Raw genomic sequence first — 23,543 nt, 5'->3', positions numbered from 1 at the left:
CGCTGAGGAGCGCAGCTTCAGGCGGAAAAAGGGCCGCGCGTGTTTGAGCGCAGCGAGTTTGCGCGGACCCCGCCTGAAGCGAGCACCGCAAGGAAGCCCGAAGGGCCGGCGTAGTGGGGTCGTTCGGCCCGTACCGCGTGCCGGGCGCCCGCCCCGAAGACCAGGAAGTCCTCATGCCGCCACCGGCAAATGATGATCGCCCCCACCCATGTGCGCACCCAGGACATGACGCTCAGCGGTAGACGCATCCGTCTCGTAAACCACCCGCCCCTCGCTCATCACCACGATCCGGTCCGCCATCTCCAGCAGTTCGTCGAGGTCCTCGCTGATCAGCAGCACCGCACCCCCGCGTGCCCGCACCTGCACGATGCGGCTGTGGATTTCCGCCACCGCCGCGAAGTCCAGCCCGAACACCGGATTGGCCGCGATCAGCACGTTGATGTCACCGGCCAACTCGCGCGCCAGCACCGCGCGCTGCACGTTGCCGCCCGACAGGCTGCGAATCGGCGCGCCCTCGCCCTGGGTCTTGACGCCGTACTCGGCGATCCACTCGCGGGCCCGGCTGCGCCACAGCGGGAAGTTCAGCACGTCGGCACCGAACGCCGGCCAGGCCAGCGGCGGCTGGTCGAAGTCGCGCAGCGCCATGTTCTCGGCGACGCTGAGGTCGCCGACGCAGGCGTTGCGCAGCGGCTCCTCGGGCAGGCTCCGGACCTTGAGGCGACGGTTCTCCTCGCGCCTGGCCTCGTAGGGCTCGCCCATCACGGTGACACGTCCCGCGAGCCGCGGCCGCTGGCCGACCAGGGCCTCCACCAACTCGCGCTGGCCGTTGCCCGACACACCCGCGACGCCGAGGATCTCGCCCGAGCGCACCGACAGGCTCAGGTCGTGCACCGCCAGCGTGCCACGGTCGCCCAGCGCTCGCAGACCCTCGACCTGCAGCGCAATGGCAGCGTTGGCCGCGGTCGGCTGCATCGCGTGCAGCGCACGGCCGGTCGGCGCGGCAGTATCGCCTTCGGCAGGCGGCGGCGCCTCGCCTTCGCCCATCATCGCCGCCGCGAGCCGCGCCGGGTTGGTGTCGGCCACCTGGCAGTGGTGCACCGCCTTGCCGCGCCGCAGCACCGTGACGCTGTCGGCATAGGCCATCACCTCGCGGAACTTGTGGGTGATGATCAGCACCGTGCACAGACCGCTCTTCGCGAACTCGCGCACATGGCCCAGCACCTCGTCGGCCTCCTGCGGCGTCAGCACCGAGGTCGGCTCGTCGAGGATCAGCAGACGCGGCTTCAGGTAGAGCTGCTTCAGCAGTTCGAGCTTCTGCTTCTCGCCGGCCGCGAGCTCCGAGGGCCGCACGTCGAGGTCGAGGCTGAAGGGCGTGGTCGCGAGGAAATCCTTGAGTTCGGCGCGCTTGCGCTTCCAGTCGATCAGCGCCGGCGTCTTGCCGCCGGCCAGCAGCAGGTTCTCGGCCACCGTCATGCCAGGGGCCAGCGTGAAGTGCTGGTAGACCATGCCGATGCCGAGCATGCGCGCCACCACCGGGTTGGCGATGTCCTGCTCGCGGCCGTCGATCAGGATCGCGCCCTCCTCGGCGCGCTGGAAGCCGGCCACGCACTTCACCAGCGTGCTCTTGCCGGCGCCGTTCTCGCCGAGCAGCGCGTGCACCGTGCCGGGCGCCACGTGCATGGTCACGCGGTCCATCGCGGTGAAGCTGCCGAAGCGCTTGGTCAGCTCGTAGGTGTCGAGCGCCAGCGCGCCGGTGGCGGCGGGCGCGGGGTGGACCGGTGCGATCATCGTGCGGCTCTCCGTTCTACTGGGCGGGCAGCGCGTGGAGCAGCGCCGCCGACGTCGCATGGGCGCCGAACACGCCGCCCTGCATCGTGATCATCTTCAGCGCCGCCAGGTGGTTGCCGTGGTCGGTGGCCGCGGTGCAGTCCGACAGCAGCAGGCATTCGAAGCCGCGGTCGTTGGCGTCGCGCATCGTGGTGTGGACGCAGACGTCGGTCGTGATGCCGGCCAGGATCAGGTTCTCGATGCCGCGTGTACGCAGCACCAGTTCGAGGTCGGTCGCATAGAACGAACCTTTGCCGGGCTTGTCGATCACCACCTCGCCGGCCAGCGGCGCCAGCGCCGGGATGATCTCCCAGCCCGGCTCGCCGCGCACCAGGATCCGTCCGCACGGGCCGTCATCGCCGATGCCCACGCCGCCGGCGCCGATCTGCCGCGAGCGCCAGCGCTTGTTGGCCGGCAGGTCGGCGAGGTCGGGGCGATGCCCTTCGCGCGTGTGGATGATGTGGAAGCCGAGCGGCCGCAGCCGCGCCAGCGTGCGTGCGATCGGCTCGATCGGCGCCTGCACCAGCGACAGGTCGTAGCCCATCACGTCGACATAGCCGCCCTTGCCGCAGAAATCGGTCTGCATGTCGATCACGATCAGCGCCGTGTTGTCGGGCCGGAGCGCGCCGTTGTAGGGCCAGCGGTAGGGGTCGGCGGAAACGTAGGTGGTGCTCATGACGATGAATCCGGTGTCAGCGGCGCCTGCGGCACCAGGGGATGCACCTCCGGGCCCTTGTAGCTGCGGACCGGCGCCGCGAAGCCGAAGCCGCTGCCGTCGGTGACCTTGACCTGCTCGCCCCAGGGCAGCCGGTAGCGGCCGGCCGCCATGTCCCGCATGTAGGTGTAGGGGCAGTCCTGCGCGCCGCCCTTCACCGCCACGTAGCCGCGGTGATAGAGCTGGTAGATGTTGTTCTCGACGCCCCAGCCGATGCGGGCCTCGCGCACCAGGTCGGGCCGCAGTTCGGCCGTGACGATCTCGTCGGGCCGGCCACCGCCCTCGACCAGCACGGTGCCGTCGAAGTTGCAGAACATGGCTTCGCCCATCGAGTCGAAGGTGCCGTCGCTGCCGCACATGCAGACGCTCGCCGTATACGCCAGGTTGCAGAAGGCATTGGCCTGGTTGGTGACGCTCCAGGCGTGACGGATCGGGGCCGTGTAGCCCGCTGTGCGGATGATGATCTCGGCCCCCTTGTACGCGGCCTCGCGCGCCATCTCGGGCAGCATGCCGTCGTGGCAGATGATCAGCGCCAGCTTGCTGCCGTTGGGCCCGTCGCACACCGGAATGCCGAGGTTGCCCGGCTCCCAGGGCTCGACCGGCACCCACGGATGCATCTTGCGGTAGTAGAGCCGGATGGCGCCGTGGTCGTCGATGACCAGGCCGCTGTTGTACGGGTTGCCCTCGGGGTTGGCTTCCATGATCGAGAAGCAGCCCCAGATCCGGTTGTCGACGCAGGCCTGCCGGAAGGCCGCGACCTCGGGGCCGTCGAGCGAGCACATGATCTCGGGCGAGGTGTCCATCGACAGGCCGTGCAGCGCGTACTCGGGGAACACGACCAGATCCATCGTGCTCTGGTTGCGGCGCGCCTTGGCGACCAGCTCGCAGATGCGCCGGGTCTGCGCCGCCAGGTCGGCCGCGGTCTTGACCACCGGCAGCTGCAGCTGCACCAGGCCGACGACCACGCCGTGCGCCGATTTGTTGAGACCACCGAGACCGCTCATCGATCAGTTTCCTTGTGTGTTCATCGCGTGGACGACAGTTCGCCCGGGCTGCCGACCGCCACGCTGCCCGGCTTGCAGGTCAGCACCAGGATCACCAGCGTGAGCACGTAGGGCACGGTGTTGAAGAGGTGGTAGCCCCAGCCGACGCCGATCGATTGCAGGGCCGGCCCGATCGCGCCGGCGCCGCCGAACAGCAGCGCCGCGCCGATGCAGCGCAGCGGGCTCCAGCGCGCGAAGATCACCAGCGCCACCGCGATCAGGCCCTGCCCGCTCGATATGCCCTCGTTCCAGCTGCCCGGATAGAACAGCGTGAGCGAGGCGCCGCCGAGCCCGGCGATGAAGCCGCCCGCGGTGGTGGCCGCGATGCGCAGGCCGGCCACCGAGTAGCCGAGCGCCCGCGTCGCATTGGCCGAATCGCCCGCCATGCGCACCAGCAGGCCGGCGCGGGTGCGCGCGAAGCCCCACCACAGGAACACCGCCAGCACGATGCCGACCGGCACCAGCGAGTTGACCTGCAGCGCCGAGCGGATCACCGGGTTGTCGCTCCAGTCGCCGAGCGGGATCGCGGGCAGCTGCGGGGCCTGCGGCTGGATCAGCGGCTTGCCCAGATAGAAGGCCAGGCCGGTGCCGAACAGCATCAGCGCGATGCCGGTGGCGACGTCGTTGACGCGGTCGAGCGAGCACAAGAGGCCGTGCAGCAGCGCGAGCAGCGCGCCCGCGGCGCCGCCGATCAGCACGCCGAGCCAGGCCGAGCCGGTGAGCCAGGAACCGCCGAAGGACGCCATCGCCGAGAGCACCAGCACGCCTTCGAGGCCGAGGTTGATGCGGCCGGACTTCTCGGTCAGGCACTCGCCGAGGCTGACGAAGAGGAACGGCGCGCCGACGCGCAAGGCGCCCCCGACGATCCCCGCCACGAGCGCGATCCACTGGTCGGCGGTCATGTGGCTTCCTTGGTCATGCGCGGCTGCACGGCGCGCGGCATGCGGTTCTTCAGCAGCGTCTTCCAGTCGATCATGCGCAGCCCTTCGCTGGCGAGGATCAGCACGAAGGCCATGCCCTGCAGCACCAGCACCGAGGCATCGGGCAGGCCGAGGCGGCGCTGCAGCAGGCTGCCCGCGGCGCCGAAGCCGCCGAACAGGATCGCCACCGGGATCACCGCCACCGGGTTGTGGCGCGCAATGAAGGACACCAGGATGCCGGCATAGCCATAGCCCGCGATCAGCGAGGCGTTGGCGTTGGTGTGGACCGCTGCCACCTCGACCGCACCGGCCACGCCCGCGCAGGCGCCGCCGATCCCGCAGGCGGTCAGGATCAGCCCGCTGGCCGGCAGGCCCACCAATTGCGCGGTGCGCGGATTGCCGCCGACCACCCGCACCGAGAATCCCGATGCGGTGGCGCGCAGCCAGAGTCCGGAGACCAGGCAGGCGACGATGCCGATCACCAGCCCCCAGTGCACGTCGGAGCCGCCGATGCCGCCGATCCCCAGGCCCTCGGCGATCGAGCGCGTGGCCGGCTTGTTGAGGCTGGCCGGATCGCGCAGCACGCCCTCGACCAGGTGCTTGAAGAGCCCGATCGCGATGTAGGCCAGCAGCAGGCTGCTGATGGTCTCGTTGATGCCGCGGTACTGGCGCAGCCAGCCCGCCAGCGCGATCCAGGCGGCGCCGGCCATGGCGCCGGCCACGCACAGGGCCAGCGTGCCGACGAGGTTCGCAGGCAGCGGCAGCGCATAGGGCAGCGCCGCGGCGGCCAGCCCGCCGAGCACCAGCGCGCCCTCGCCGCCGATGATCACCAGCCCGGCGCGCGCCGGAATCGCGACGCACAGCGCGGTCAGCATCAGCGGCGCGGCGCGCTGCAGCGTGTTCTGCCACGAGAACCAGTCGCCGAAGGCTCCCTTGAAGAGGATGACCCAGACCTCCAGCGGACTCACGCCGGCGAACCAGACGAAGACGCCGAAGAGCAGCAGTGCCGCCGCAATGGCGAACACCGGCAGCGCGATCTCTTTCAATGCGTTGCGCATCGTCGGCTCGCGGGGTGAAAGCGGTCGCCGGTCAGCCGACCGAGCCCACCACGCCTTCGACGAGGTAGTTCATCTTTTCCAGTTCGAGGTCGGTCTGCTTGAGTGCCTTGCCGGCCGGGATCACGACCACGCCCTTGTTGTCCTTGAGCCCGCCGGTGAAGATGTCGAAGCTGCCCGCCAGCATCTTGGCCTTGATGTCGTCGGCGTTCTTCTTCGCCGCGTCGGTCACCATGGCGCCGTAGGGCGACATCTTCACGTAGCCTTCCTTGAGGCCGCCGCGCAGGAAGTTCGGATGCGGCTTGTCGGCCTGGGCCGCGTCGACGATGGTCTTGTAGGCCGTGATCCAGTTCCATTCGGCGCCGGTCAGGTAGGCATTGGGCGCCAGCTTGGCCTGGCTGGCGTGGTAGCCGCAGACCATCTTGCCGCGCTTGGCCGCCGTCTCGACCACCACCTTGGGGCCGTCGACGTGCATCGTGAAGACGTCGCAGCCCTGGTCGGCCAGGCTGTTCGTGGCCTCGGCCTCCTTCACCGCCATCGACCAGTCGCCCGTGAAGATCACGCTGCAGGTGATGCCCGGCTTGACCGAGCGCGCACCGAGCGTGAAGGCGTTGATGTTGCGCAGCACCTGCGGGATCGGCTTGGCGGCGACGAAGGCGATCTTGTTGCTCTTGGTCATGTGGCCGGCGATCACGCCATTGAGGAACTGGCACTCGTCGATGTAGCCGAAGAAGCTGCCGACGTTCTTCGGGTGCTTGCCCTCGGTCCACATGCCGCCGCAGTGCGAGAAGCGAACGTCGGGATTCTTCGGCGCCACGGCCAGGATGTGCGGATCGAAGTAGCCGAACGAGGTCGGGAACAGCAGCTTGGCGCCGTCCTGCGAGATCATCCCGGTCATGGTCTTCTGCACCGCCGCGGTCTCGGGCACGTTCTCTTCCTCGACCACCTTGAGGCCCGGCATCTTCTTGAGCTCGGCCGCCGCCAGCGCATGCGACTGGTTGTAGCCGTAGTCGTCGCGCGGGCCGACGTAGATCACGCCGACGGTCAGCGGCTTCTGGGCATTGGCCAGCGCGCTCCAGCCGCCCAGCGTGGTGGCGGAGGCCAGGGCGGCCAGGGACTTGAGGGAATCGCGACGGTTGAACTGGCTCATGGTGCTTACTCCAGGTGATGGGTGAGGAATCAAGGGGCCGGGATGTCCTGTCTTGGATACAAGATGGTGTGCATAAACCGTACCAGCGCTTGGGCGGCCAAATCAGCCTGCGGCGCGCCAGCCTTGTGCGGCGCGCGCGCCACCGCGGCCCCGGCGCCCCGTCTTTGTGCTCGCGGGGCGCTTCGCATGTCAGGCCAGCGCCGCCACGGGCGCATGCACGAGCCCGGCGGATTCGAGCGCCGCGGCCACCCGCAGCACCAGGTCTTCGCGCCAGGGCGCGGCGATCACCTGGACCCCGATCGGCAGGTCGGGGTGGGCGCCCCAGACCGGCACCGCGCAAACCGGCAGCCCGATGCACGAGATCGGCTGGGTCAGCAGGCCCATGTTGGGCCGCACCGGCAGCCGGTGGCCGTTGATCTCGAAGAACTCGGCGCCGATCGGCGTCGCCGCCGAGGGCGTCGCGGCGGCCAGCAGGACGTCGTACTGCTCGAACACCCGCGCCACCTGCTCGGCATAGAGCCGCCGCACCCGCTGCGCGCGCGCCACCCACGCGGCCGGCAGCAGCGCGCCGGCGAGGAAGCGGTCGCGCGACAGCGGCTCGAAGTCCTGCGCGCGGCGGCGCAGGTCGGGCAGGTGCAGCGCCGCGCCTTCGGAATTGGTGATCAGGAAGGCCGCCGCCCGGCCGGCCTCGACCATCGGCAACTCGACCGTGCGGCTGGCGCCCAGCGCCTGGGCCACGGCATCGACCGCGGTCAGCGCCTCGGGCTGCGCATGCTGGCGGAAGTAGCCGCCGAGCACGCCGATGCGCAGGCCCTGCGTGCCCAACGCCAGCGCCGCGCCGACCGGCTCGACCGCCCGCTGCGCGCAGCCCGGATCGTGCGGGCCGCGGCCCTCAGGGCCCTGCATCGCGTCGTAGGCCAGGGCCAGGTCGCGCGCCGAACGCGCGAACGGCCCCAGGTGGTCGAGGCTGGAGACGAACGGGAAGCTGCCGGTGCGCGGCAGCCGCCCGAACGTGGGCTTGAGCCCGAACACGCCGCACAGCGACGAGGGCACGCGGATCGAGCCGTTGGTGTCGGATCCCAGCGTGAGCGGCACTTGGCCGGCAGCGACCGCGGCGCCCGAACCGCCCGACGAGCCGCCCGCAATGCGGGTCAGGTCGTGCGGGTTGTGGCAGGGACCGACGTGAGTGTTCTCGGTCGTGAAGCCGTAGGCGTACTCGTCCATGTTGAGCGCGCCGACCAGCACCGCGCCGGCACTCTCGAGCCGCCGCACCAAGGCCGCGTCGTCGCGCGGGGGCGTGTGCTCGCGCTCGATCTTGGAGCCCGCGAGGGTCGTGAGTCCGGCGATGTCGAACAGGTTCTTGACCGCGAAGGGCACGCCCAGCAGCGGCAGTTCGCGCGTTCGCGGGCCGTTGGCCGAGGCCAGCGAGGCATCGACCTGCGCCGCGCGCCGCAGCGCCCGCTCGCGCAGCACCGCGGTGAAGGCATTCACGCGGCGATCGGTGGCCTCGATACGGTCCAGGCTGGCCTGCACCAGCGCCACCGCGCTGACCACGTTGCCGCGCACCGCGTCGGCCATCGCGGAAGCATCCTGGCGCAGCAGATCAGAGGCGCTCATTGCTCTTTCTCCCGCGGCGACACCGGCGCAAAGCTCAGCGCCGGCTCGTCGCGCTCGCTGAGCGGCACGGCATCGACCAGCGCGGCGAACTCGGCCGCCAGCGCGAAGTAGCGCAGCACGCCGGGCCGCTGGTCGGACCTGAGCTTCAGGCCGAGCGCGGCCGCCGATGCATCGACATAGGCTTCGATCTCCGAAGGTGTCATGGCGGGTCTCCTAGCGGCGTACTTCGCGCTGGAAGATCTCCAGGCTGAGTTTCTTCATGGCCACGAAGCTGGCGGAGCTCAAGGTCTCGAGCGTGCGCGGGCGCTGGTCGCGGTAGTCGAGGATCTCGGCCACCCTGGTCGGCCGCTTGGTCAGCAGCAGCACCTGGTCGGCGAGATACACCGCTTCCTCGAGGTCGTGCGACACCAGCAGCATCGTGGTGCCGGTCTTCATGAACACCTCCTGCAGCTTCTCGCGGATGAAGAGGGTCATCTCGAAGTCGAGCGCCGAGAAGGGCTCGTCGAGGAACAGCACCTCGGGGTTCGGCGCCAGCGCCCGCATGATCGATGCCGTCTGCTGCTGGCCGCCCGAGAGTTCGTAGGGATAGCGCTTGAGGTCGAACTTGACGTCGAAGGAGGCCACCAGCTCTTCCATGCGGCGATCGACCTCGGCCTTGGAGCGGCCTTCGAGCTTGAGCGGATAGGCGATGTTGTCGATGGTCCGCATCCACGGGAACATCGCCTCGCGGTAGTTCTGGAACACGTAGCCGATCTTGGTGTCCTTGAGCGACTTGCCGTCGAACAGGATCTCGCCCGAGTCGATCGGGATCAGGCCGGCGATCATGTTGATCAGGGTCGACTTGCCGCAGCCGTTGGGGCCGAACACCGAGACGATCTTCTGCTTCGGGATGTCGAGGTCGAAGTTCTCGTACAGCGGCCAGCCGGCGAAGTACTTGGTCAGCCCGCGGATCGTGATGTGGGTGCCGGCAGGGCCCGGGACGAAGGCCGGCTTCGGCACGTCGGCATAGACCGGGCCGTTGATGACGTTCTCGACGGTGGCTCTCATCTTCCGCTCCAGTGCACGATGCGGCGCTCGGCCACGAGGAAAAGGATGTTGAGCGCATAGCCCAGCGCGCCCGCCGCGATGATCGAGGCGTACATGTCCTTGACGTTCATCACCTGCTGCGAGTTGATGATGCGATGGCCGAGGCCGCTGTCGGAGCCGATGAACATCTCGGCCACGATCACGATCACCAGCGCCATCGAGACCGCCGAGCGCAGGCCGACGAAGGTCGGCTGCAGGCTTTCCCAGACCAGCACGTCGCGGAAGATCTGCCAGCGCGAGGCCCCCATCACCTTGGCCGCCATGACCCGCTGCTTGCGCGCGTTCATCACGCCGTAGGCGCTGTTGAAGACCACGATCAGCAAGGCGCCGAAGGCCGCGATCGCCACCTTGTTGACGTCCGAGACGCCGAAGATCATGAGGAACAGCGGGATCAGCGCCGACGAGGGCGTGGAGCGGAAGAAGTCGATCAGGAACTCGACGCTGCGGTAGGCCCGCTCGTTGCTGCCGAGCAGCACGCCCAGCGGTACGCCGACGACGGCGGCGATCAGGAAGGCCTGCAGCGTGCGCCAGACCGTGACCGCGAAGTCGCCCAGCAGCGCGCCGCCGGCCAGGCCCGACAGCAGCGTCTGCAGCGTGGCGCCCGGCATCGGCAGCAAGATGGCCTTGATGAGCCCGAAGCGCACCACCAGGTCCCACACGATGAACAGCACCACCGGGCCGATGAAGGGCAGCGCCTTGACCCAGTGCGATTCGCGCGGCGGCGCGGAGGCGGCAGCGTTGGCAGCCGGAGGCGACCAGGGCGCCGCTGATGAAGGCGTGCTCATGGCCTCAGCCCTTGTAGAGAATCGAGTCGACCATCAGGCGCGACGAGAAGATGCCCTTGTCCGAGAACAGGTCGAAGAACTTCTGGAAGTAGGCGATGTCGCCGGGTGTGAACTCGTTGTACATGGTGTAGGCCGCCAGCGGCACCTCGCCGGTCAGCGGGCCCTCGATCGCGGTGTAGCCCTTGAGGTACTGGCGCGCATCGGCCGGCTTGCTGCGCACGAAGGCCACGCCCTGGCCGTAGGCGCCGATGAACTTCTTCGCCGCCTCGGGGTTCTTCTTGATCAGCGCCGAGGTCAGCGAGGCCGAGCCGCCGAACCACGGTGCCATCGGATCGCCGAGCACGTACTTGGCGATCACGCCGGCCTCGAGCACCCGCGTGCTGCCATTGAGGCGGCCGATGGTGCCGGTCGGCTCCAGCGTGTAGCAGCCGTCGACCTGGCCGGCGGCGAGCGCTGCCACATGCTGGCCGATCGGCAGCTCGACCACCGTGGCGCCGGTGGCGCCGCCGCGCTCGAGCACCGCCTTGGCCAGCGTCACGTTCTGGATGCCCGGGCCCGAGGCGACCCGCTTGCCCTTGAGGTCGGCCATGACCTTGGCGGTGCTGGCGGTCGGCACCAGCACCTGGTCGAGCACGTTCTTCACGTTGCTGGGGTTGGAGCAGAAGATCTTGAAGCTGCCCGGCGCCGCAATCTCGCCGATCGCGATGTTGGCCGAGCCGGTGCCGTTGGCGCTGCCGTCGCAGCGGTCGGCCAGCATCGCCTCCATGATCTGTTGCGCGCCGGCGTAGCGCTGCACCTCGACGTCGAGGCCCGCGGCCTTGAAGTAGCCCAGCTCGACGGCCGAGTAGAAAGGCAGGCCGGCCGCGATCGGCCAGTAGCCGATGCGGATCTTCGGTGCGCCCTGGGCCCGCACGATCGCAGGCGCGGCGAGCACGGCCAGGCCGGCCGCGCCGGCCTGCAGCAGCTGCCGCCGCGAGGCCGGGGTGGCGAGGGTCAGGGGTTTCTTGCTGAGGGCCATGGCGTACTCCGGATGAAAGATTGACGAAGAGATTCAGGTAGCCGCTGCGCTGCGCGCCGCGATGTAGGCGCGCCAGCCGCCGAGCGCGGTGATGTCGTCGGCGCCGGCCACCGCCAGCGCCTCGCAGACGAAGCCCTGGACGCTGCGGCCGTCGGCCAGCCGCAGGCTGCCGATGCCGAGCGGCGCCGGGATCAGGGCGACGAAGCTGCCGTAGTGCGCGAGCGGCATCTCCCAGATCTCGAGTGCGATCGCCGCGCCCTCGCCGGCCGCCACACGCAGCAGGCCGGGCTTGGGCGGCACGGTGCCTGGCAATGCATAGAGGCGGTAGTCTGGCGAGGTGTGGGTGGCGGCGACCAGCCGGGCGCCGCGCTCGGTGAGCTGGCTGTTGAGCGGCATGCCCGACAGGTGGGCGCCGACCACCGCGACCTGCACCGTGGGCGGCGCCGCGACCAGCGGCAGCGGCTCGATCGCGGGCAGCGGCTCGCGGGTCGCGCCGAGCGGCAGCCCGGTGGCGTGGTGGAAGCGCTGGCCCAGCTCGGCCAGCTGGAAGTCGCTGCCGGCGCGGCCGATCAGCGTGATGCCGAAGGGCAGGCCGTCGGCGCGCAAGCTGGCCGGCACCGAGATCGCCGCGTAGTCGAGCAGGTTCACGAAGTTGGTGTATTCGCCCAGGTTGCGATTGAGCATCACCGGGTCGGCCTGCATCGCCTCGATCGTGTAGTGGGCCGGCGCCGTCGGCACCGCCAGCACGTCGATGTCGTTCCACATCGCCGCGGCCTGCTGGCCCAGCGCATGCAGCCGGGTGCGGGCATCGACGAAATCGGCGGCGCTGTAGGCGCGGCCCTGCGCCAGGATGCTGCGCACCGGCTCCACTACCTCGGCCTCGTGGGTGTCGAAGAACCCGCGCACAGCGGCGTAGCGCTCGGCGACCAGCGCACTGTCGTAGAGCAGCGCCGCGGCTTCGGCCAGCGGCCGATAGTCGATCTCGATCGGTTCGCCGCCAAGCACGCACAGCTGGCCGACGGCCTGCTCGAAGGCCGCCCGCGACAGCGTATCGCCGAAGAAGTTCAGCGTCGAAGGCACGCCGAAGCGGAAGCCCGCGGGCAGCGGCGCGGTGGCGAGCGCCAGGCTGCGGCCGTAGGGGTCCTCGGGGTCGAAGCCCATCGCCGCCTGCAGCACCCGGGCCGCCACCGCCACCGTGCGGGCGAAGATCGAGACGCAGTCGACGCTCTGCGCCGCCGGCACCACGCCGCGGGCGCTGAGCAGGCCGCGCGAGGGCTTGATGCCGACGATGTTGTTGAGCCCGGCCGGCACCCGGCCCGAGCCCGCGGTGTCGGTGCCGAGCGCGAAGTCGGCCTGCGCGGTGGCCACCACATAGGCCGACCCCGAACTCGACCCGCCCGAGACATAGCGCGGATCGAAGCTGTTGGGCACCGGCCCGTAGGGCGAGCGGGTGCCGTTCAGGCCGCAGGCGAACTGGTCGAGGTTGGTCTTGCCGAGCAGCGACGCACCGGCGTCGAGCAGGCGCTGCACCACGTGGGCGTGGGCGGTCGGCGTGCGGGCGAAGGCGAGGCAGGCCGCCGTGGTCGGCACGCCGGCGACGTCGATGTTGTCCTTGGCGGCAAAGCGCAGGCCGGCCAGCGGCCCCGCGCCGGCACCGGCCAGCGGCGACGCGAGCCGCGTGATCCACGCCGCACTCGCCCGTCCTTCCACCCGCGGCCCGGCATCGCCCGGACGCACCGCCTGTTCATGCACCATCATCAAGCATCCTGTCTTGTGTACAAGATGCCTTGCAAAGGATGTGCCAGCCGCAGCCGCTACCGGCGCGCGGCAACCTTAGTCGTGGCTGCCTTCGGGGTCTTGTGGTGGCCGCGCCTGGCCTGCGCGGGCGCGTGGTTGAATGCGATGACGCAAATCCTTGGAGCGAGCGTGGCGACAGCAAATCCCGACAACGTGCTTTTCTTCATCCCGGACATCAGCGGTTTCACGAAGTTCGTGACCGAGACCGAAGTGAGCCATAGCCAGCACATCATCCAGGAACTGCTGGAGCTGATCGTGGACGCCAACCAGCTCGGGCTGGAGGTGTCCGAGTTCGAAGGCGACGCGGTGCTGTTCGTTCGTCCCGGTGCGCCGCCGTCGCTGGACGAGCTTCTGGCGCAGGCACGGAAGATGTTCGTGGACTTCCATTCACACATCAAGCGGATCGAGATCTTGCGCACCTGCACGTGCGGCGCGTGTTCCAGCGTCCATTGCCTGTCGCTCAAGTTCGTCGCCCATTGCGGACCAGCCAAGACCATGCAGGTCAAGGGACATTCGAAATTCATCGGCAAGAGCATCATCGTCGCGCACCGGCTGTTGAAGAATCAGGTGCCCGAGTCCGAGTACCTGCTGGTGAGCGAGGAGACGCTGAACCAGCTGGCCGACGGCACCGCGACGGCCTCGTCGTTCGAGTGCGGAAACTGCAGCTACGACGAGATCGGGGAAGTGGCGTATCGGCACCATTCGATGGCGCCGTACCTGGCCGAGGCGAAGGCCACGGTCACCGCTTCCCCCACATGAAAAGCGCTTCGCCAGGCGCGAAGGCCCACCGGAGAAAGGCTTCGGTCCCGCAGCCGCCCCCGCGCATGCGGGAATAATGCGAGGCCTCAACCTCCGCACCCGAATGTCCGCACCCCAGGCTGCCGAAGCCCCTCCTTCCCTGCCCTGGCGCGATGCGCTCAAGGTCTATCTCGAACCCGCCTCGCTGCGGATGCTGGCGCTCGGCTTCTCGGCCGGCCTGCCGCTGCTGCTGGTGCTGGGCACGCTGAGCTTCCGGCTGCGCGAAGCCGGCGTCGACCGCTCGACCATCGGTTTCCTGAGCTGGGTCGGCCTCGCCTACGGCTTCAAGTGGGTCTGGGCGCCGCTGGTCGACCGCCTGCCCATACCGCCGCTGACCACCCTGCTCGGGCGCCGTCGCGGCTGGCTGCTGCTGGCGCAGCTGGCGGTGGTCGCCGGCCTGGCCGGCATGGCCTTCAACGACCCGCGCGACGGCCTGCCGCCGCTGGTCTGGTGCGCGCTGCTGACGGCCTTCGGCTCTGCCACCCAGGACATCGCGCTGGACGCCTTCCGCATCGAGTCGGCCGCCACCCGCAAGCAGGCCGCGCTGGCCGCCTGCTACCAGACCGGCTACCGGCTGGCGATGATCTGGGCCGGCGCCGGCGTGCTGTGGGTCGCTGCCTGGGCCGAGCTGCCCGGCCTCGCGGGCTACCAGAACGGCGCCTGGAAGACCGCCTACCTCGTCATGGCGGCATCGATGGCGATCGGGGTCGTCACGGTGCTGCTGTCGCCCGAACCGGTGCGCGTCGCGCTGCCGAAACCGAAGAACGCCGGCGAATGGCTGCAGAGCGTGCTGATCGAGCCGTTCGCCGACTTCATCCGCCGCTATCGCTGGCAGGCGGCGCTGATCCTGTCGCTGATCGCGGTCTACCGCATCAGCGACGTCGTGATGGGCATCATGGCCAACCCGTTCTACGTCGACATGGGCTTCACCAAGGACGAGGTCGCGACGGTCAGCAAGATCTATGGCGTCGTGATGACGCTGGCCGGCGCCTTCGTCGGCGGCGTGCTGTCCATGAAGCTGGGCGTGATGCGGGTGCTGATGCTGGGCGCAGTGCTGAGCGCCGCCAGCAACCTCCTGTTCGCCGGGCTGGCCTCGCGCGGGCACGACCTCACGGCGCTGGTGCTGGTGGTGTCGGCCGACAACCTGGCCGGTGGCATCGCCTCGGCGGCCTTCATCGCCTACCTGTCGAGCCTGACCAACATCAGCTATTCGGCGACCCAGTACGCCCTCTTCAGCTCGCTGATGCTGCTGCTGCCGAAATTCATCGCCGGCTACTCGGGGGTCTTCGTCGATGCCTACGGCTACAAGGCGTTCTTCATCGGCACCGCAGCGCTGGGGCTGCCGGTGCTTGTGCTCGTGGCACTGGCATCGCGAGCGGCCGCGAACGGCAAGACCGCCGGCCAGACATCTGCGCCAAGATCTGAATTGGCGCCATAATGGCGCCAATTTGGAGGGAATTGCATGGCCAACCTTTCGGTCAAGGACGTTCCGGATGACCTGGCCGAGCGCCTGCGCCAGCGTGCGGCCCGCAACCATCGCTCGCTGCAGGGCGAACTGATGGCGATCATCGAGCAGGCGGTGCGCGACGCGGATGACGCGCCGCGGCCTGCATCCGCGCCGGCACAGGAGGTGGGCATGGGCTGGGGCGGCCGGCCCATCGTGCGGCGCGGCGGCAAGCCGATCGAGCAGATCGCCGCCGAGCACCGCGCCCGCTTCCCGTCGCCGAACGACGCCGGCCCGCTCGGGGTCGACATCGTCCGCGCCGACCGGGACGCCCGTTGAGCGCGCCTGCGTTGCACGTGGCCGAGCCGCCGGCCGCCTATCGCCTGCGCCCGCCGATGGTGGTGGACTGCAGCGCGATCGTCGCCATCTTGTTCGACGAACCGGCGCGCGACGCCGCGCTGGCGCGCCTGGCCGGCCATGCGCTGCATGCGCCCAACCTGCTCGACCACGAGATCGTCAGCGTCGCGCTCAAGAAGCGGCGGCATTCCTGGCCCGCCGACTCCCTGGCGCTGGCGCTGGCCGACTACGCCGGCTACGCCATCGACCTGCACCCGGTCGATCTCGGCGCGCAGTACGAACTGGCCGTGCGCTATCAGCTTTCCGCCTATGACGCCGCCTACCTCTGGCTCGCAGCCGAGCTCAAAGCGCCACTGGCCACCTTCGACGCCAAGCTCGCCGCCGCCGCGCAGGCGCACCTGAGCGCCCTGCCCTGAACCGCCCGGCGGTGCAGGGTCGAGGCCTTGGCCGACTGCGGTGGGCGCCGTGCTGCTGGTAGGCTGTCGTGTTTTGGCCATCACACCCCGCCCAACGTGACACCTTCACGCATCCCCCCCTTGAAGATCAGCGCCTTCACCGCGACCTCGGCCGTCGGTGTGGGCAAGACCGCCCTCGCCGACGCGCTCGCGCAATCGCGCAGCGGCCTGCGGGCCAATGACTTCGGCGCCTCGCCGCTGCCGACCTGGATCGGCCGCGTCGACGGCCTCGAAGAACTGCGCCTGCCCGAGGAACTCGCCGCCTGGGATTGCCGCAACAACCGGCTCGCCTGGCTCGGCCTGCAGGCCGACGGCTTCATGGAAGCAGTCGCGGCCGCCCGCAAGCGCTACGGCCCGACCCGCATCGCGCTGATCCTCGGCACCTCGACCTCCAGCATCGGCGAGACTGAGCTGGCCTACACGCAGCTGGCCGATGGCGCCTTCCCCGCCGACCAGCAGCGCCCCAAGGTGCACACGCCGCATTCGCTCTCGCTCTTCGTGCAGCAGGCGCTGGGCCTCGAAGGCCCGTCCGAGACGATCTCCACCGCCTGTTCGTCCAGCGCCAAGGTGTTCGCCTCGGCCGAACGGCTGATCCGCCTGGGCCTGGTCGACGCGGCCGTGGTCGGCGGCGTCGACACGCTGTGCGGCAGCGTGCTGTTCGGCTTCAACTCGCTCGAACTGGTGTCGCCCGAGCCTTGCCGGCCCTTCGACGCCACGCGCAACGGCATCAGCCTCGGCGAAGCCGCGGGATTCGCGCTGCTCGAGCGCGGCCGCGGCCCGCTCGAGCTGCTGGGCTACGGCGAGGCCAGCGACGCCCACCACATGTCGACCCCGCATCCCGAAGGCCTGGGCGCCGAAAAGGCGCTCGACGATGCGCTGGCCCGCGCCGGCCTGGCCGCCGCCGCCATCGACTACATCAACATGCACGGCACCGCCAGCACCAAGAACGACGAGGTCGAAGGGGCCCTGGTGGCACGCCGCTTTCCCGACACCACGCACGCCAGCTCGACCAAGGGCTTCACCGGCCACACGCTGGGTGCGGCCGGGATCGTCGAGGCCGTGATCAGCCTGCTGGCGATCGAGACCGGCCTCAAGCCGGGCAACGTCAACACCACCACGCTCGACGCCGAGTGCGGCCCGCAGATCAAGCTGCGGCCGGCCCGCGGCGAGGTGCGCCATGCACTGAGCAACTCCTTCGGCTTCGGCGGCAACAACTGCTCGCTGGTCTTCGGCAAGGGAGCCGCAGAATGACCACCACCAACAAGACACCCACGCTCTACATCGAAGGCCCGGCCTTCTGGGCTGCGACATTGCCGGGCTGGGAGATCGCCAGCGCGGTCTTCCGCGGCGACGGTGCGCCGTCCGACCCACCGGCCAAGCGGCCATCGCCGCAACTGCTGGCACCGGCCGAGCGCCGCCGCGCGCCCGACACGGTGGCGCTGGCGCTCGAGGTGGCGGGCGCCGCGGTCGCGGCCTCCGGCCGCAACGCGGCCGACCTGCCCTGCGTCTTCGCCTCGGCCCACGGCGACCTCGGCATCAACGACTACATGTGCGGCACGCTGGCGGCCGACCCGCTGCTGCTGTCGCCGATCAAGTTCCACAACTCGGTGCACAACGCCGCGGTCGGCTACTGGACCATCGGCACCGGCTGCATGGCGGCCAGCAATTCGCTCGCCGCCTACGAGAGCAGCTTCGCCTCGGGACTGCTCGAGGCGGCGGCGCAGTGCGCGGCCGACCAGCGCGCCGTGCTGCTGGCCGGCTACGACATGCCGGCGGTAGGCGCGCTGGCCTCGGTGACCACCAGCCGCGAGATGCTGGCCGTGGCCCTGGTGATTTCGCCGACGCGCAGCGCGCGCACCGTGGCGTCCTTCGAATGGTCGCTGGCGGCCGGCGCGCAGCCGGCGACGCCGGTGCGCAGCGACGCGGCGCGCGCGCTGCAGGTCAACGCGATGGCCGACGCGCTGCCGCTGTTCGAGGCACTGGCGCGCGGCGAATCCGAATCGCTGACGCTGCCGCTGTCGGCCACGCTGTCGCTGCAGGTCCAGCTGCAACCCGAACTCCAGCTCGAAGCGCTGAGCTGACGGCCATGGACCCGAGCAGCCCCGCGCACGACGTCGCCATCATGGGCGGCGGTCTGGCGGGGCTGACGCTGGCGCTGCAGCTGCGCCAGCGCTTTCCCGGCATCGATGTCGTGGTGCTCGAGCGGCGCGCCCATCCGGTGCCGCACGCGGCCCACAAGGTGGGCGAGTCCTCGGTCGAGATCGGGGCCCACTACTTCGACACGGTGCTGGGCCTCAAGCCGCACCTGCACGGCGCCCAGTTGCGCAAGTTCGGCTTCCGCTTCTTCTTCAGCGAAGGCCGGCGCGACATCGACCAGGTGACCGAGATCGGCGCCAGCCGCTACCTCTCGGTGCCGAGCTACCAGATCGACCGCGGCATCTTCGAGAACTTCCTGGCCGAGGAGGCCGCGCGACAGGGCGTGCGCTTCATCGACGGCGCGACCGTGCGCCGCATCGACCTGGCCGACGACGCCAGCGCGCCGCACCGCCTCGAATGGTCTGACGGCGAGCGCACGCAGGCGTTGCACACCCGCTGGCTGGTCGACGCCTGCGGCCGCGCCGGCATGCTCAAGCGCAAGCTCGGCCTGCAACAGCCCAACGCGCACGAATGCAACGCGGTGTGGTTCCGCATCGGCGAACGCATCGCGATCGACGACTGGTCCGACGACCCCGGCTGGCGGGCACGCTGCGAACCCGGTTCGCGCTGGCTGTCGACCAACCACCTGGTCGGCGCCGGCTACTGGGTGTGGCTGATCCCGCTGGCCTCGGGCTCGCATTCGGTCGGCATCGTGGCCGACCCGCGGCTGCATCCGCTCGAACGCATGGACAGCTTCGAGCGCGCGATGCAGTGGCTCGAGACCTGGCAGCCGCGCCTGCACGATGCGCTCGCCGACAAGCGCCACCTGCTGCAGGACTTCGCCTTCATGCGCAACTTCTCGTACGGCTGCAAGCAGGTGTTCTCGGGCCGGCGCTGGGCGCTCACCGGCGAGGCCGGGCTGTTCCTCGACCCCTTCTATTCGCCGGGCAGCGACTTCATCGCGGTCGGCAACACCTACATCTGCGACCTGGTCGCGCACGACCGCGCCGGCCACGCGCTGGAGGCCCGGGCCCGGCTCTACGACCAGATCTACCACTCGTTCTACGAGAGCACGCTGGCGCTCTACACCGACCAGTACCCGCTGTTCGGCGACCCGGAGGTGCTGCCGCCCAAGGTCATCTGGGACTACACCTACTACTGGGGCGTGCTGGCGCAGATCTTCTTCCAGCAGCGGCTCACCGACCTGCCCGTGCTGGGGCGGGTGCGCGACGAGCTCCAGCACTGCCAGCAGCTCAACCTCGCGGTGCAGGCCTTCTTTCGCGCCTGGTCGGCCGTCAGCCATCGGCGCAACCCGGCCGTGATGCTCGACCACGCCGCGCTGCCGTGGTTCGCGGAGCTCAACCGCAGCCTCAACGACAGGCTGGACGACGACGCCTTCGTGCGCCGCATGCGCCAGTCGGTCGACCGGCTGACGGCCCTGGCCGCCGAGCTGCTGGGGCGCGCGACCCGCGATCATCCGGGCCTGGACGGGGCGGCGCTGGCCGCCCTGCTGGCGCGGGCGCCCGCGGCGGCCGAGGGCACTCAGACCGAGACGCTGCTGTTTGCACCCGCATGAAAGTGAAATCGCCGTCACCAAGGTTTACCCAACTTTACGAAGCGTTCAAGCCCACGCGACCGCGTGGGACCAAGCTACCCACCTGAGTACAACCACCGTGGCACGCCGCACGGAAAACTACCGATGAGCACCCCCCAACTCCTGATGATCGAAGACGACGCCCGCCTGGCGCAGATGGTGGGCGAATACCTGACCCAGTCGGGCTTCGGTTTCGCGCATGCCCTCGACGGCGCGAGCGGACTCGAGCTGCTGCAGCAGCGCTCGCCCGACCTCGTGATCCTCGACCTGATGCTGCCGGACACCGACGGCCTCGAAGTCTGCCGCCGCATCCGTGCGCTGCCCGGCAGCCAGGCCAAGGTGTCGGTGCTGATGCTGACCGCCAAGGGCGACCCGATGGACCGCATCATCGGCCTGGAGATCGGCGCCGACGACTACCTGCCCAAGCCCTTCGAGCCGCGCGAGCTGCTGGCGCGCATCCGCGCCGTGCTGCGGCGCCGCGGCGAGACCCCGAGCGAGACCGAAGGCCCGGCCGTCATGCACTTCGGCTCGCTGGACATCGATCGCAACGCCCGCAGCGTCACGGTCGCCGGCGAGCCGGCCGACCTCACCTCCTACCAGTTCGACCTGCTGGTGGCGATGGCCGAGCGCGCCGGCCGCGTGCTCACCCGCGACCAGATCATGGAGGCCGTGCGCGGCCGCGAACTCGAGGCCTTCGACCGCTCGATCGACGTCCACATGGGCCGCATCCGCGCCGCGATCGAGGTTGACGCCAAGAACCCCAAGCGCATCCTCACCGTGCGCGGCGTCGGCTACGTCTTCGCCAAGCAGCAGGACTAGAGCGCGGGCGCCGCCATGCTGCTCACCCTCTACCGCCGCCACCTCTACGTCCGTATCTGGCTGGCGGTGGTGGCCGGCGTCTTCATCCTCACGCTGACCGCCAACTGGATCGTGCGCGAGGCGGCCGAGAGCGAGCGCGAGCGGCTGGCGCCCCTGCCGCGCGAAGTCGCGGTGCTCGATTCGAACGACAAGCAGATCGGCTCGGGCACAGCCACCCGCGTGCCGGGCGCCGGGCTCACCTTCGACGTCACGCTCGACGACGGCCGCGCCCTCACCATGCAGGTGGCACCGCGCAGCCGTCCGCCGGGCGGCCCGCCGCCGGGCATCCTGGCCTGGCGCACGCCCTTCGGCCTCGGCTGGATGGTGGCGATCGTTGGCTTCATCGTGGCGCTCGGCGTCTATCCGATCGTCCGCCGGCTCACCAAGCGGCTCGAACTGCTGCAGCGCGGTGTCCAGCGCTGGGGCGAAGGCGACCTGTCGGTGCGCGTGCCCGAGGAGGGGCAGGACGAAGTGGCCGACCTCTCGAACGGCTTCAATGCCGCGGCGGCCCGCATCGAACAGTTGGTGCGATCGCACAAGTCGCTGCTGGCCAATGCCTCGCACGAACTGCGCTCGCCGCTGACCCGCATCCGCATGAGCCTCGAGCTCATGGGCGAGCGGCCCAACCCGGGCGCGCGCGAAGAGATCTCGCGCAACATCGCCGAGCTGGACCAGCTGATCGACGAGATCCTGCTGGCCAGCCGGCTCGATGCCAAGGAGGCCGACATGGGCACCGTCGAGACAGTCGACCTGACCGGCCTCGCGGCCGAGGAGTGCGCCCGCGTCGATGCCGACCTCGAGGTCAAGGAAGGCACCGACAGCAGCGCCCTGACGGTGCTCGGCGTGCCGCGCCTGCTGCGCCGCGCGATCCGCAACCTGCTCGAGAACGCCGGGCGCTACGGCGCCGGACAGACCAGCGTCGAGATCGGCAGCCACGCCGGCCAGACCGAGATCCGCGTCAACGACCGCGGGCCCGGCGTGCCGGTGACGCAGCGCGAGCGCATCTTCGAGCCGTTCTACCGGCTGCCGGGCGCCAGCGAGCGCAACGGCGGCGTCGGCCTCGGCCTGGCGCTGGTGAAATCGATCACCGAGCGCCACGGCGGCAGCGTGCGCTGCGAGGACCGGCCGGGCGGCGGCGCGAGCTTCGTCATCACCTTGCCGCATTAGGCTCGCCCCCCAGCCTCCTCACTTCGTGTAGTTCGGGCACCCCCCTACCGGGGGGCAACGCCAGCGGCCCGGCGAAGCCGGTTCCGCGGCGTTCCACGAAGGGGCCGGGCTGCGCCGGCCACGCGATGAAGGCCGGGCGGCGAGCAACGGACCTTCTAAAATCCGCCCCCTATGCAGAGATCGCACATCGTTCGCGCCGCAGCCATGTTCTGGGGGCTCACGGTGTTCATGCCGGTCGGCGTGACCTATGTGTCCTTCCTGCTGCTGATGGTCGCGCTGCTGGTCGCCGGCGGCTGGCGCGAGCGGGCCCTTCGCTTGCGCGGCAACCCGATGTGGTGGCCGGTGATGGCCTACGTGGTCTGGACGCTGGCGGTGCTGGCGCTGGAGCCGCACTACCCCGAGACCGGCTCCAACCTGTTCCATGGGCTGCGCATCGCGGCCACCATCCTGATGGCCCTGGCCCTGACCCGCGACGAGGCGATCTGGGCCGTGCGCGGCTTCTGGATCATCGGGCTGGTCAACATCGTGATGATCGCGCTGTACTACTCGGTGGGCTTCCCGATGCTGGAGCCCTGGCGCGGCGTGCTCATCCTGCTCGGCAACAAGTCGATCAGCAACGCGCTCCTGTTCACGATCATGGCCGCCACGGCCGCGGTGTACGGACTCGAGGCGCTCGCCGGGCATCGCCGCTGGCAGGCCATCGCCGCGTTCGCGCTGGTGCCCGCCGTGATGGCGATCATCACTTTCAGCCTGCCCTCGCGGACCTCGATGCTGGCGCTGCTGCTGGCGATCATGGCCGCCTGCGTCCACCAGTGGCGCCGCCAGCTCAAGGTGCTGGCACTGGTGCTGATGGGCTGCGGCGTGATTGCGGCCGGCGTGCTGTGGAACTCACCCGTGGTGCAGCAGAAATTCGCGGTCGGCATCCAGGAGATCGAGGCCGCGCAGGCCGGCGAGATCTCGGAAGCCAGCTGGGTGGTGCGCTACTACATGTACCGCGACACCACCCGCATGATGATCGACCGGCCCTTCGCCGGCTGGGGCATCGGCGGCTGGACCGAGCAATGGCACCTGCGCGGCCCCAAGTTGCTCGACTACAAGAACATGCCCCACAACGACTTCCTGTGGATGGGCGCCCAGAGCGGCTTTCCCGGCGCGCTGAGCCTGCTCGTCATCATGGGGGTGGCGGTCTGGATCGCCTGGCGACGGGACGACTTCGCCGGCCGGCAGGCCTTCGTCGCGACCCTCGTGATGCTGATCGCCACCAGCGTGAACTCGGCCTTGCGCGATGCCCAGATCGGGCTCGCGCTGCTGTGGGTGGCGATGGTCTACCTGCGGCTGGCGCAGGCGCCGGGGGATTCGTGGCGCGGGCTGCTGCCCTCGGGCGTACGCTCGTAGCCCACGAAGGGGCCGAAGAAGACCATCTCGCGCTCGAGGCCGGCCTCGATGTCGTCCTGCTTCGGGAGTTCGTCGATGAACTCGGGCCACGACTGCGCGACATGGCGCGACCACTCGCGCGGGTCGAGGCGGCTGATCGGGCCCTGGGTGGCCAGGAACTCGAAGCCCTTCGCGGTCAGCCTGGTGACCGCAAGCCGGACTGCGGACTCAGGGTCGGCGGCCGTCGCGTAGGCCGACACATAGGCCCCCGCGAGGGTCGAAGGCAGGGTGCCGTTCGAGCCACGGCCGAGCTTGACGTTGACCAGGAACAAGCCCCGCACGGACCC

Annotated in this window: 23 protein-coding genes; 10 read left to right on the top strand and 13 right to left on the bottom strand. The window is 69.9% G+C overall.

Annotation, left to right across the window (positions count from 1 at the left end):
* Positions 1-171: 171 nt before the first annotated feature.
* The 12 genes from QZH52_RS25120 to atzF all read right to left on the bottom strand — a co-directional run bounded on the left by QZH52_RS25120 (position 172) and on the right by atzF (position 12,974).
* Entirely contained in the window at positions 172-1,788 is a 1,617-nt protein-coding gene (locus QZH52_RS25120) for an ABC transporter ATP-binding protein (protein WP_301813317.1), read from the bottom strand.
* A gap of 16 nt (positions 1,789-1,804) precedes the next feature.
* Positions 1,805-2,503 (bottom strand): biuret amidohydrolase, encoded by a 699-nt coding sequence (gene biuH, locus QZH52_RS25115; RefSeq protein WP_301813316.1) that lies wholly within the window; start codon positions 2,501-2,503, stop codon positions 1,805-1,807.
* Positions 2,500-3,546, bottom strand: coding sequence for a formamidase (locus tag QZH52_RS25110; protein WP_301813315.1), 1,047 nt, complete (start codon positions 3,544-3,546; stop codon positions 2,500-2,502). Before QZH52_RS25110 ends, biuH begins: the two co-directional genes overlap by 4 nt.
* 20 nt (positions 3,547-3,566) lie before the next feature.
* Positions 3,567-4,487: an ABC transporter permease gene (locus QZH52_RS25105; protein WP_301813314.1), complete on the bottom strand. Its 921-nt coding sequence runs from the start codon at positions 4,485-4,487 to the stop codon at positions 3,567-3,569.
* Complete coding sequence (locus QZH52_RS25100; protein ID WP_301813313.1) at positions 4,484-5,563, bottom strand: ABC transporter permease; 1,080 nt, start codon at positions 5,561-5,563, stop codon at positions 4,484-4,486. The genes QZH52_RS25105 and QZH52_RS25100 overlap by 4 nt, the downstream gene beginning before the upstream one ends.
* A gap of 31 nt (positions 5,564-5,594) precedes the next feature.
* Positions 5,595-6,710, bottom strand: coding sequence for a BMP family ABC transporter substrate-binding protein (locus QZH52_RS25095; protein WP_286521826.1), 1,116 nt, complete (start codon positions 6,708-6,710; stop codon positions 5,595-5,597).
* 189 nt (positions 6,711-6,899) lie between these two features.
* Positions 6,900-8,327, bottom strand: a complete 1,428-nt coding sequence (locus QZH52_RS25090) for an AtzE family amidohydrolase (RefSeq protein WP_301813311.1) — start codon at positions 8,325-8,327, stop codon at positions 6,900-6,902.
* Positions 8,324-8,530, bottom strand: coding sequence for a DUF4089 domain-containing protein (locus tag QZH52_RS25085; RefSeq protein WP_301813310.1), 207 nt, complete (start codon positions 8,528-8,530; stop codon positions 8,324-8,326). The genes QZH52_RS25090 and QZH52_RS25085 overlap by 4 nt, the downstream gene beginning before the upstream one ends.
* Before the next feature lie 10 nt (positions 8,531-8,540).
* Positions 8,541-9,374 (bottom strand): ABC transporter ATP-binding protein, encoded by an 834-nt coding sequence (locus QZH52_RS25080; protein ID WP_301813308.1) that lies wholly within the window; start codon positions 9,372-9,374, stop codon positions 8,541-8,543.
* Entirely contained in the window at positions 9,371-10,198 is an 828-nt protein-coding gene (locus QZH52_RS25075) for an ABC transporter permease (RefSeq protein WP_286535038.1), read from the bottom strand. The genes QZH52_RS25080 and QZH52_RS25075 overlap by 4 nt, the downstream gene beginning before the upstream one ends.
* A 4-nt stretch (positions 10,199-10,202) precedes the next feature.
* On the bottom strand, positions 10,203-11,216 hold the full coding sequence (locus QZH52_RS25070; protein WP_301813305.1) for an ABC transporter substrate-binding protein: 1,014 nt from the start codon (positions 11,214-11,216) through the stop codon (positions 10,203-10,205).
* A gap of 33 nt (positions 11,217-11,249) precedes the next feature.
* A complete protein-coding gene (atzF, locus tag QZH52_RS25065) occupies positions 11,250-12,974 on the bottom strand; it encodes an allophanate hydrolase (RefSeq protein WP_436411630.1) in 1,725 nt (574 codons plus the stop codon).
* Between the two features lie 24 nt (positions 12,975-12,998).
* Between atzF and QZH52_RS25060 the strand changes: the two genes are divergently transcribed.
* The 10 genes from QZH52_RS25060 (at position 12,999) to QZH52_RS25015 (ending at position 23,217) form a co-directional block, all read left to right on the top strand.
* Complete coding sequence (locus tag QZH52_RS25060; protein ID WP_301813330.1) at positions 12,999-13,772, top strand: DUF2652 domain-containing protein; 774 nt, start codon at positions 12,999-13,001, stop codon at positions 13,770-13,772.
* A gap of 103 nt (positions 13,773-13,875) precedes the next feature.
* On the top strand, positions 13,876-15,249 hold the full coding sequence (locus QZH52_RS25055; RefSeq protein ID WP_301813304.1) for an AmpG family muropeptide MFS transporter: 1,374 nt from the start codon (positions 13,876-13,878) through the stop codon (positions 15,247-15,249).
* 24 nt (positions 15,250-15,273) lie between these two features.
* Positions 15,274-15,594, top strand: a complete 321-nt coding sequence (locus tag QZH52_RS25050) for a FitA-like ribbon-helix-helix domain-containing protein (RefSeq protein ID WP_301813303.1) — start codon at positions 15,274-15,276, stop codon at positions 15,592-15,594.
* Positions 15,591-16,028 carry a type II toxin-antitoxin system VapC family toxin gene (locus QZH52_RS25045; protein ID WP_301813301.1) on the top strand — a complete coding sequence of 146 codons (438 nt, stop codon included), beginning with the start codon at positions 15,591-15,593 and terminating at the stop codon, positions 16,026-16,028. The genes QZH52_RS25050 and QZH52_RS25045 overlap by 4 nt, the downstream gene beginning before the upstream one ends.
* Before the next feature lie 111 nt (positions 16,029-16,139).
* Positions 16,140-17,318, top strand: a complete 1,179-nt coding sequence (locus QZH52_RS25040; protein WP_301813329.1) for a beta-ketoacyl-[acyl-carrier-protein] synthase family protein — start codon at positions 16,140-16,142, stop codon at positions 17,316-17,318.
* Positions 17,315-18,148 carry a beta-ketoacyl synthase chain length factor gene (locus QZH52_RS25035; protein WP_301813299.1) on the top strand — a complete coding sequence of 278 codons (834 nt, stop codon included), beginning with the start codon at positions 17,315-17,317 and terminating at the stop codon, positions 18,146-18,148. The genes QZH52_RS25040 and QZH52_RS25035 overlap by 4 nt, the downstream gene beginning before the upstream one ends.
* 5 nt (positions 18,149-18,153) lie before the next feature.
* Positions 18,154-19,779: an NAD(P)/FAD-dependent oxidoreductase gene (locus tag QZH52_RS25030; protein ID WP_301813297.1), complete on the top strand. Its 1,626-nt coding sequence runs from the start codon at positions 18,154-18,156 to the stop codon at positions 19,777-19,779.
* A 123-nt stretch (positions 19,780-19,902) separates the two neighbouring features.
* Entirely contained in the window at positions 19,903-20,616 is a 714-nt protein-coding gene (locus QZH52_RS25025; RefSeq protein WP_286535047.1) for a response regulator, read from the top strand.
* A 15-nt stretch (positions 20,617-20,631) separates the two neighbouring features.
* Positions 20,632-21,822 (top strand): sensor histidine kinase, encoded by a 1,191-nt coding sequence (locus tag QZH52_RS25020; RefSeq protein ID WP_301813296.1) that lies wholly within the window; start codon positions 20,632-20,634, stop codon positions 21,820-21,822.
* Between the two features lie 171 nt (positions 21,823-21,993).
* The gene (locus QZH52_RS25015; protein ID WP_301813295.1) at positions 21,994-23,217 is read left to right on the top strand and encodes an O-antigen ligase family protein; all 1,224 of its coding nucleotides are present in this window, start codon (positions 21,994-21,996) and stop codon (positions 23,215-23,217) included.
* Here the strand turns inward: QZH52_RS25015 and QZH52_RS25010 are convergent.
* Positions 23,148-23,537 carry a hypothetical protein gene (locus QZH52_RS25010; protein WP_301813292.1) on the bottom strand — a complete coding sequence of 130 codons (390 nt, stop codon included), beginning with the start codon at positions 23,535-23,537 and terminating at the stop codon, positions 23,148-23,150. The two genes, QZH52_RS25015 and QZH52_RS25010, sit on opposite strands and share 70 nt — an antisense overlap.
* Positions 23,538-23,543: the final 6 nt, after the last annotated feature.

Origin of the sequence: Variovorax ginsengisoli, from assembly GCF_030486595.1 — a bacterium.
Classification (GTDB): Bacteria; Pseudomonadota; Gammaproteobacteria; order Burkholderiales; family Burkholderiaceae_C; genus Variovorax; species Variovorax ginsengisoli_B.
This window is presented reverse-complemented; position numbering and strand designations above follow the sequence as displayed.

Coding starts and splice junctions, on each gene's coding strand:
- QZH52_RS25060 (WP_301813330.1), top strand. CDS start 12,999: ATGCCTTGCAAAGGATGTGCCAGCCGCAGCCGCTACCGGCGCGCGGCA.
- QZH52_RS25120 (WP_301813317.1), bottom strand. CDS start 1,788: ATGATCGCACCGGTCCACCCCGCGCCCGCCGCCACCGGCGCGCTGGCG.
- biuH (WP_301813316.1), bottom strand. CDS start 2,503: ATGAGCACCACCTACGTTTCCGCCGACCCCTACCGCTGGCCCTACAAC.
- QZH52_RS25035 (WP_301813299.1), top strand. CDS start 17,315: ATGACCACCACCAACAAGACACCCACGCTCTACATCGAAGGCCCGGCC.
- QZH52_RS25055 (WP_301813304.1), top strand. CDS start 13,876: ATGTCCGCACCCCAGGCTGCCGAAGCCCCTCCTTCCCTGCCCTGGCGC.
- QZH52_RS25090 (WP_301813311.1), bottom strand. CDS start 8,327: ATGAGCGCCTCTGATCTGCTGCGCCAGGATGCTTCCGCGATGGCCGAC.
- atzF (WP_436411630.1), bottom strand. CDS start 12,974: ATGATGGTGCATGAACAGGCGGTGCGTCCGGGCGATGCCGGGCCGCGG.
- QZH52_RS25105 (WP_301813314.1), bottom strand. CDS start 4,487: ATGACCGCCGACCAGTGGATCGCGCTCGTGGCGGGGATCGTCGGGGGC.
- QZH52_RS25030 (WP_301813297.1), top strand. CDS start 18,154: ATGGACCCGAGCAGCCCCGCGCACGACGTCGCCATCATGGGCGGCGGT.
- QZH52_RS25100 (WP_301813313.1), bottom strand. CDS start 5,563: ATGCGCAACGCATTGAAAGAGATCGCGCTGCCGGTGTTCGCCATTGCG.
- QZH52_RS25025 (WP_286535047.1), top strand. CDS start 19,903: ATGAGCACCCCCCAACTCCTGATGATCGAAGACGACGCCCGCCTGGCG.
- QZH52_RS25070 (WP_301813305.1), bottom strand. CDS start 11,216: ATGGCCCTCAGCAAGAAACCCCTGACCCTCGCCACCCCGGCCTCGCGG.
- QZH52_RS25085 (WP_301813310.1), bottom strand. CDS start 8,530: ATGACACCTTCGGAGATCGAAGCCTATGTCGATGCATCGGCGGCCGCG.
- QZH52_RS25075 (WP_286535038.1), bottom strand. CDS start 10,198: ATGAGCACGCCTTCATCAGCGGCGCCCTGGTCGCCTCCGGCTGCCAAC.
- QZH52_RS25015 (WP_301813295.1), top strand. CDS start 21,994: ATGCAGAGATCGCACATCGTTCGCGCCGCAGCCATGTTCTGGGGGCTC.
- QZH52_RS25110 (WP_301813315.1), bottom strand. CDS start 3,546: ATGAGCGGTCTCGGTGGTCTCAACAAATCGGCGCACGGCGTGGTCGTC.
- QZH52_RS25020 (WP_301813296.1), top strand. CDS start 20,632: ATGCTGCTCACCCTCTACCGCCGCCACCTCTACGTCCGTATCTGGCTG.
- QZH52_RS25095 (WP_286521826.1), bottom strand. CDS start 6,710: ATGAGCCAGTTCAACCGTCGCGATTCCCTCAAGTCCCTGGCCGCCCTG.
- QZH52_RS25050 (WP_301813303.1), top strand. CDS start 15,274: ATGGCCAACCTTTCGGTCAAGGACGTTCCGGATGACCTGGCCGAGCGC.
- QZH52_RS25080 (WP_301813308.1), bottom strand. CDS start 9,374: ATGAGAGCCACCGTCGAGAACGTCATCAACGGCCCGGTCTATGCCGAC.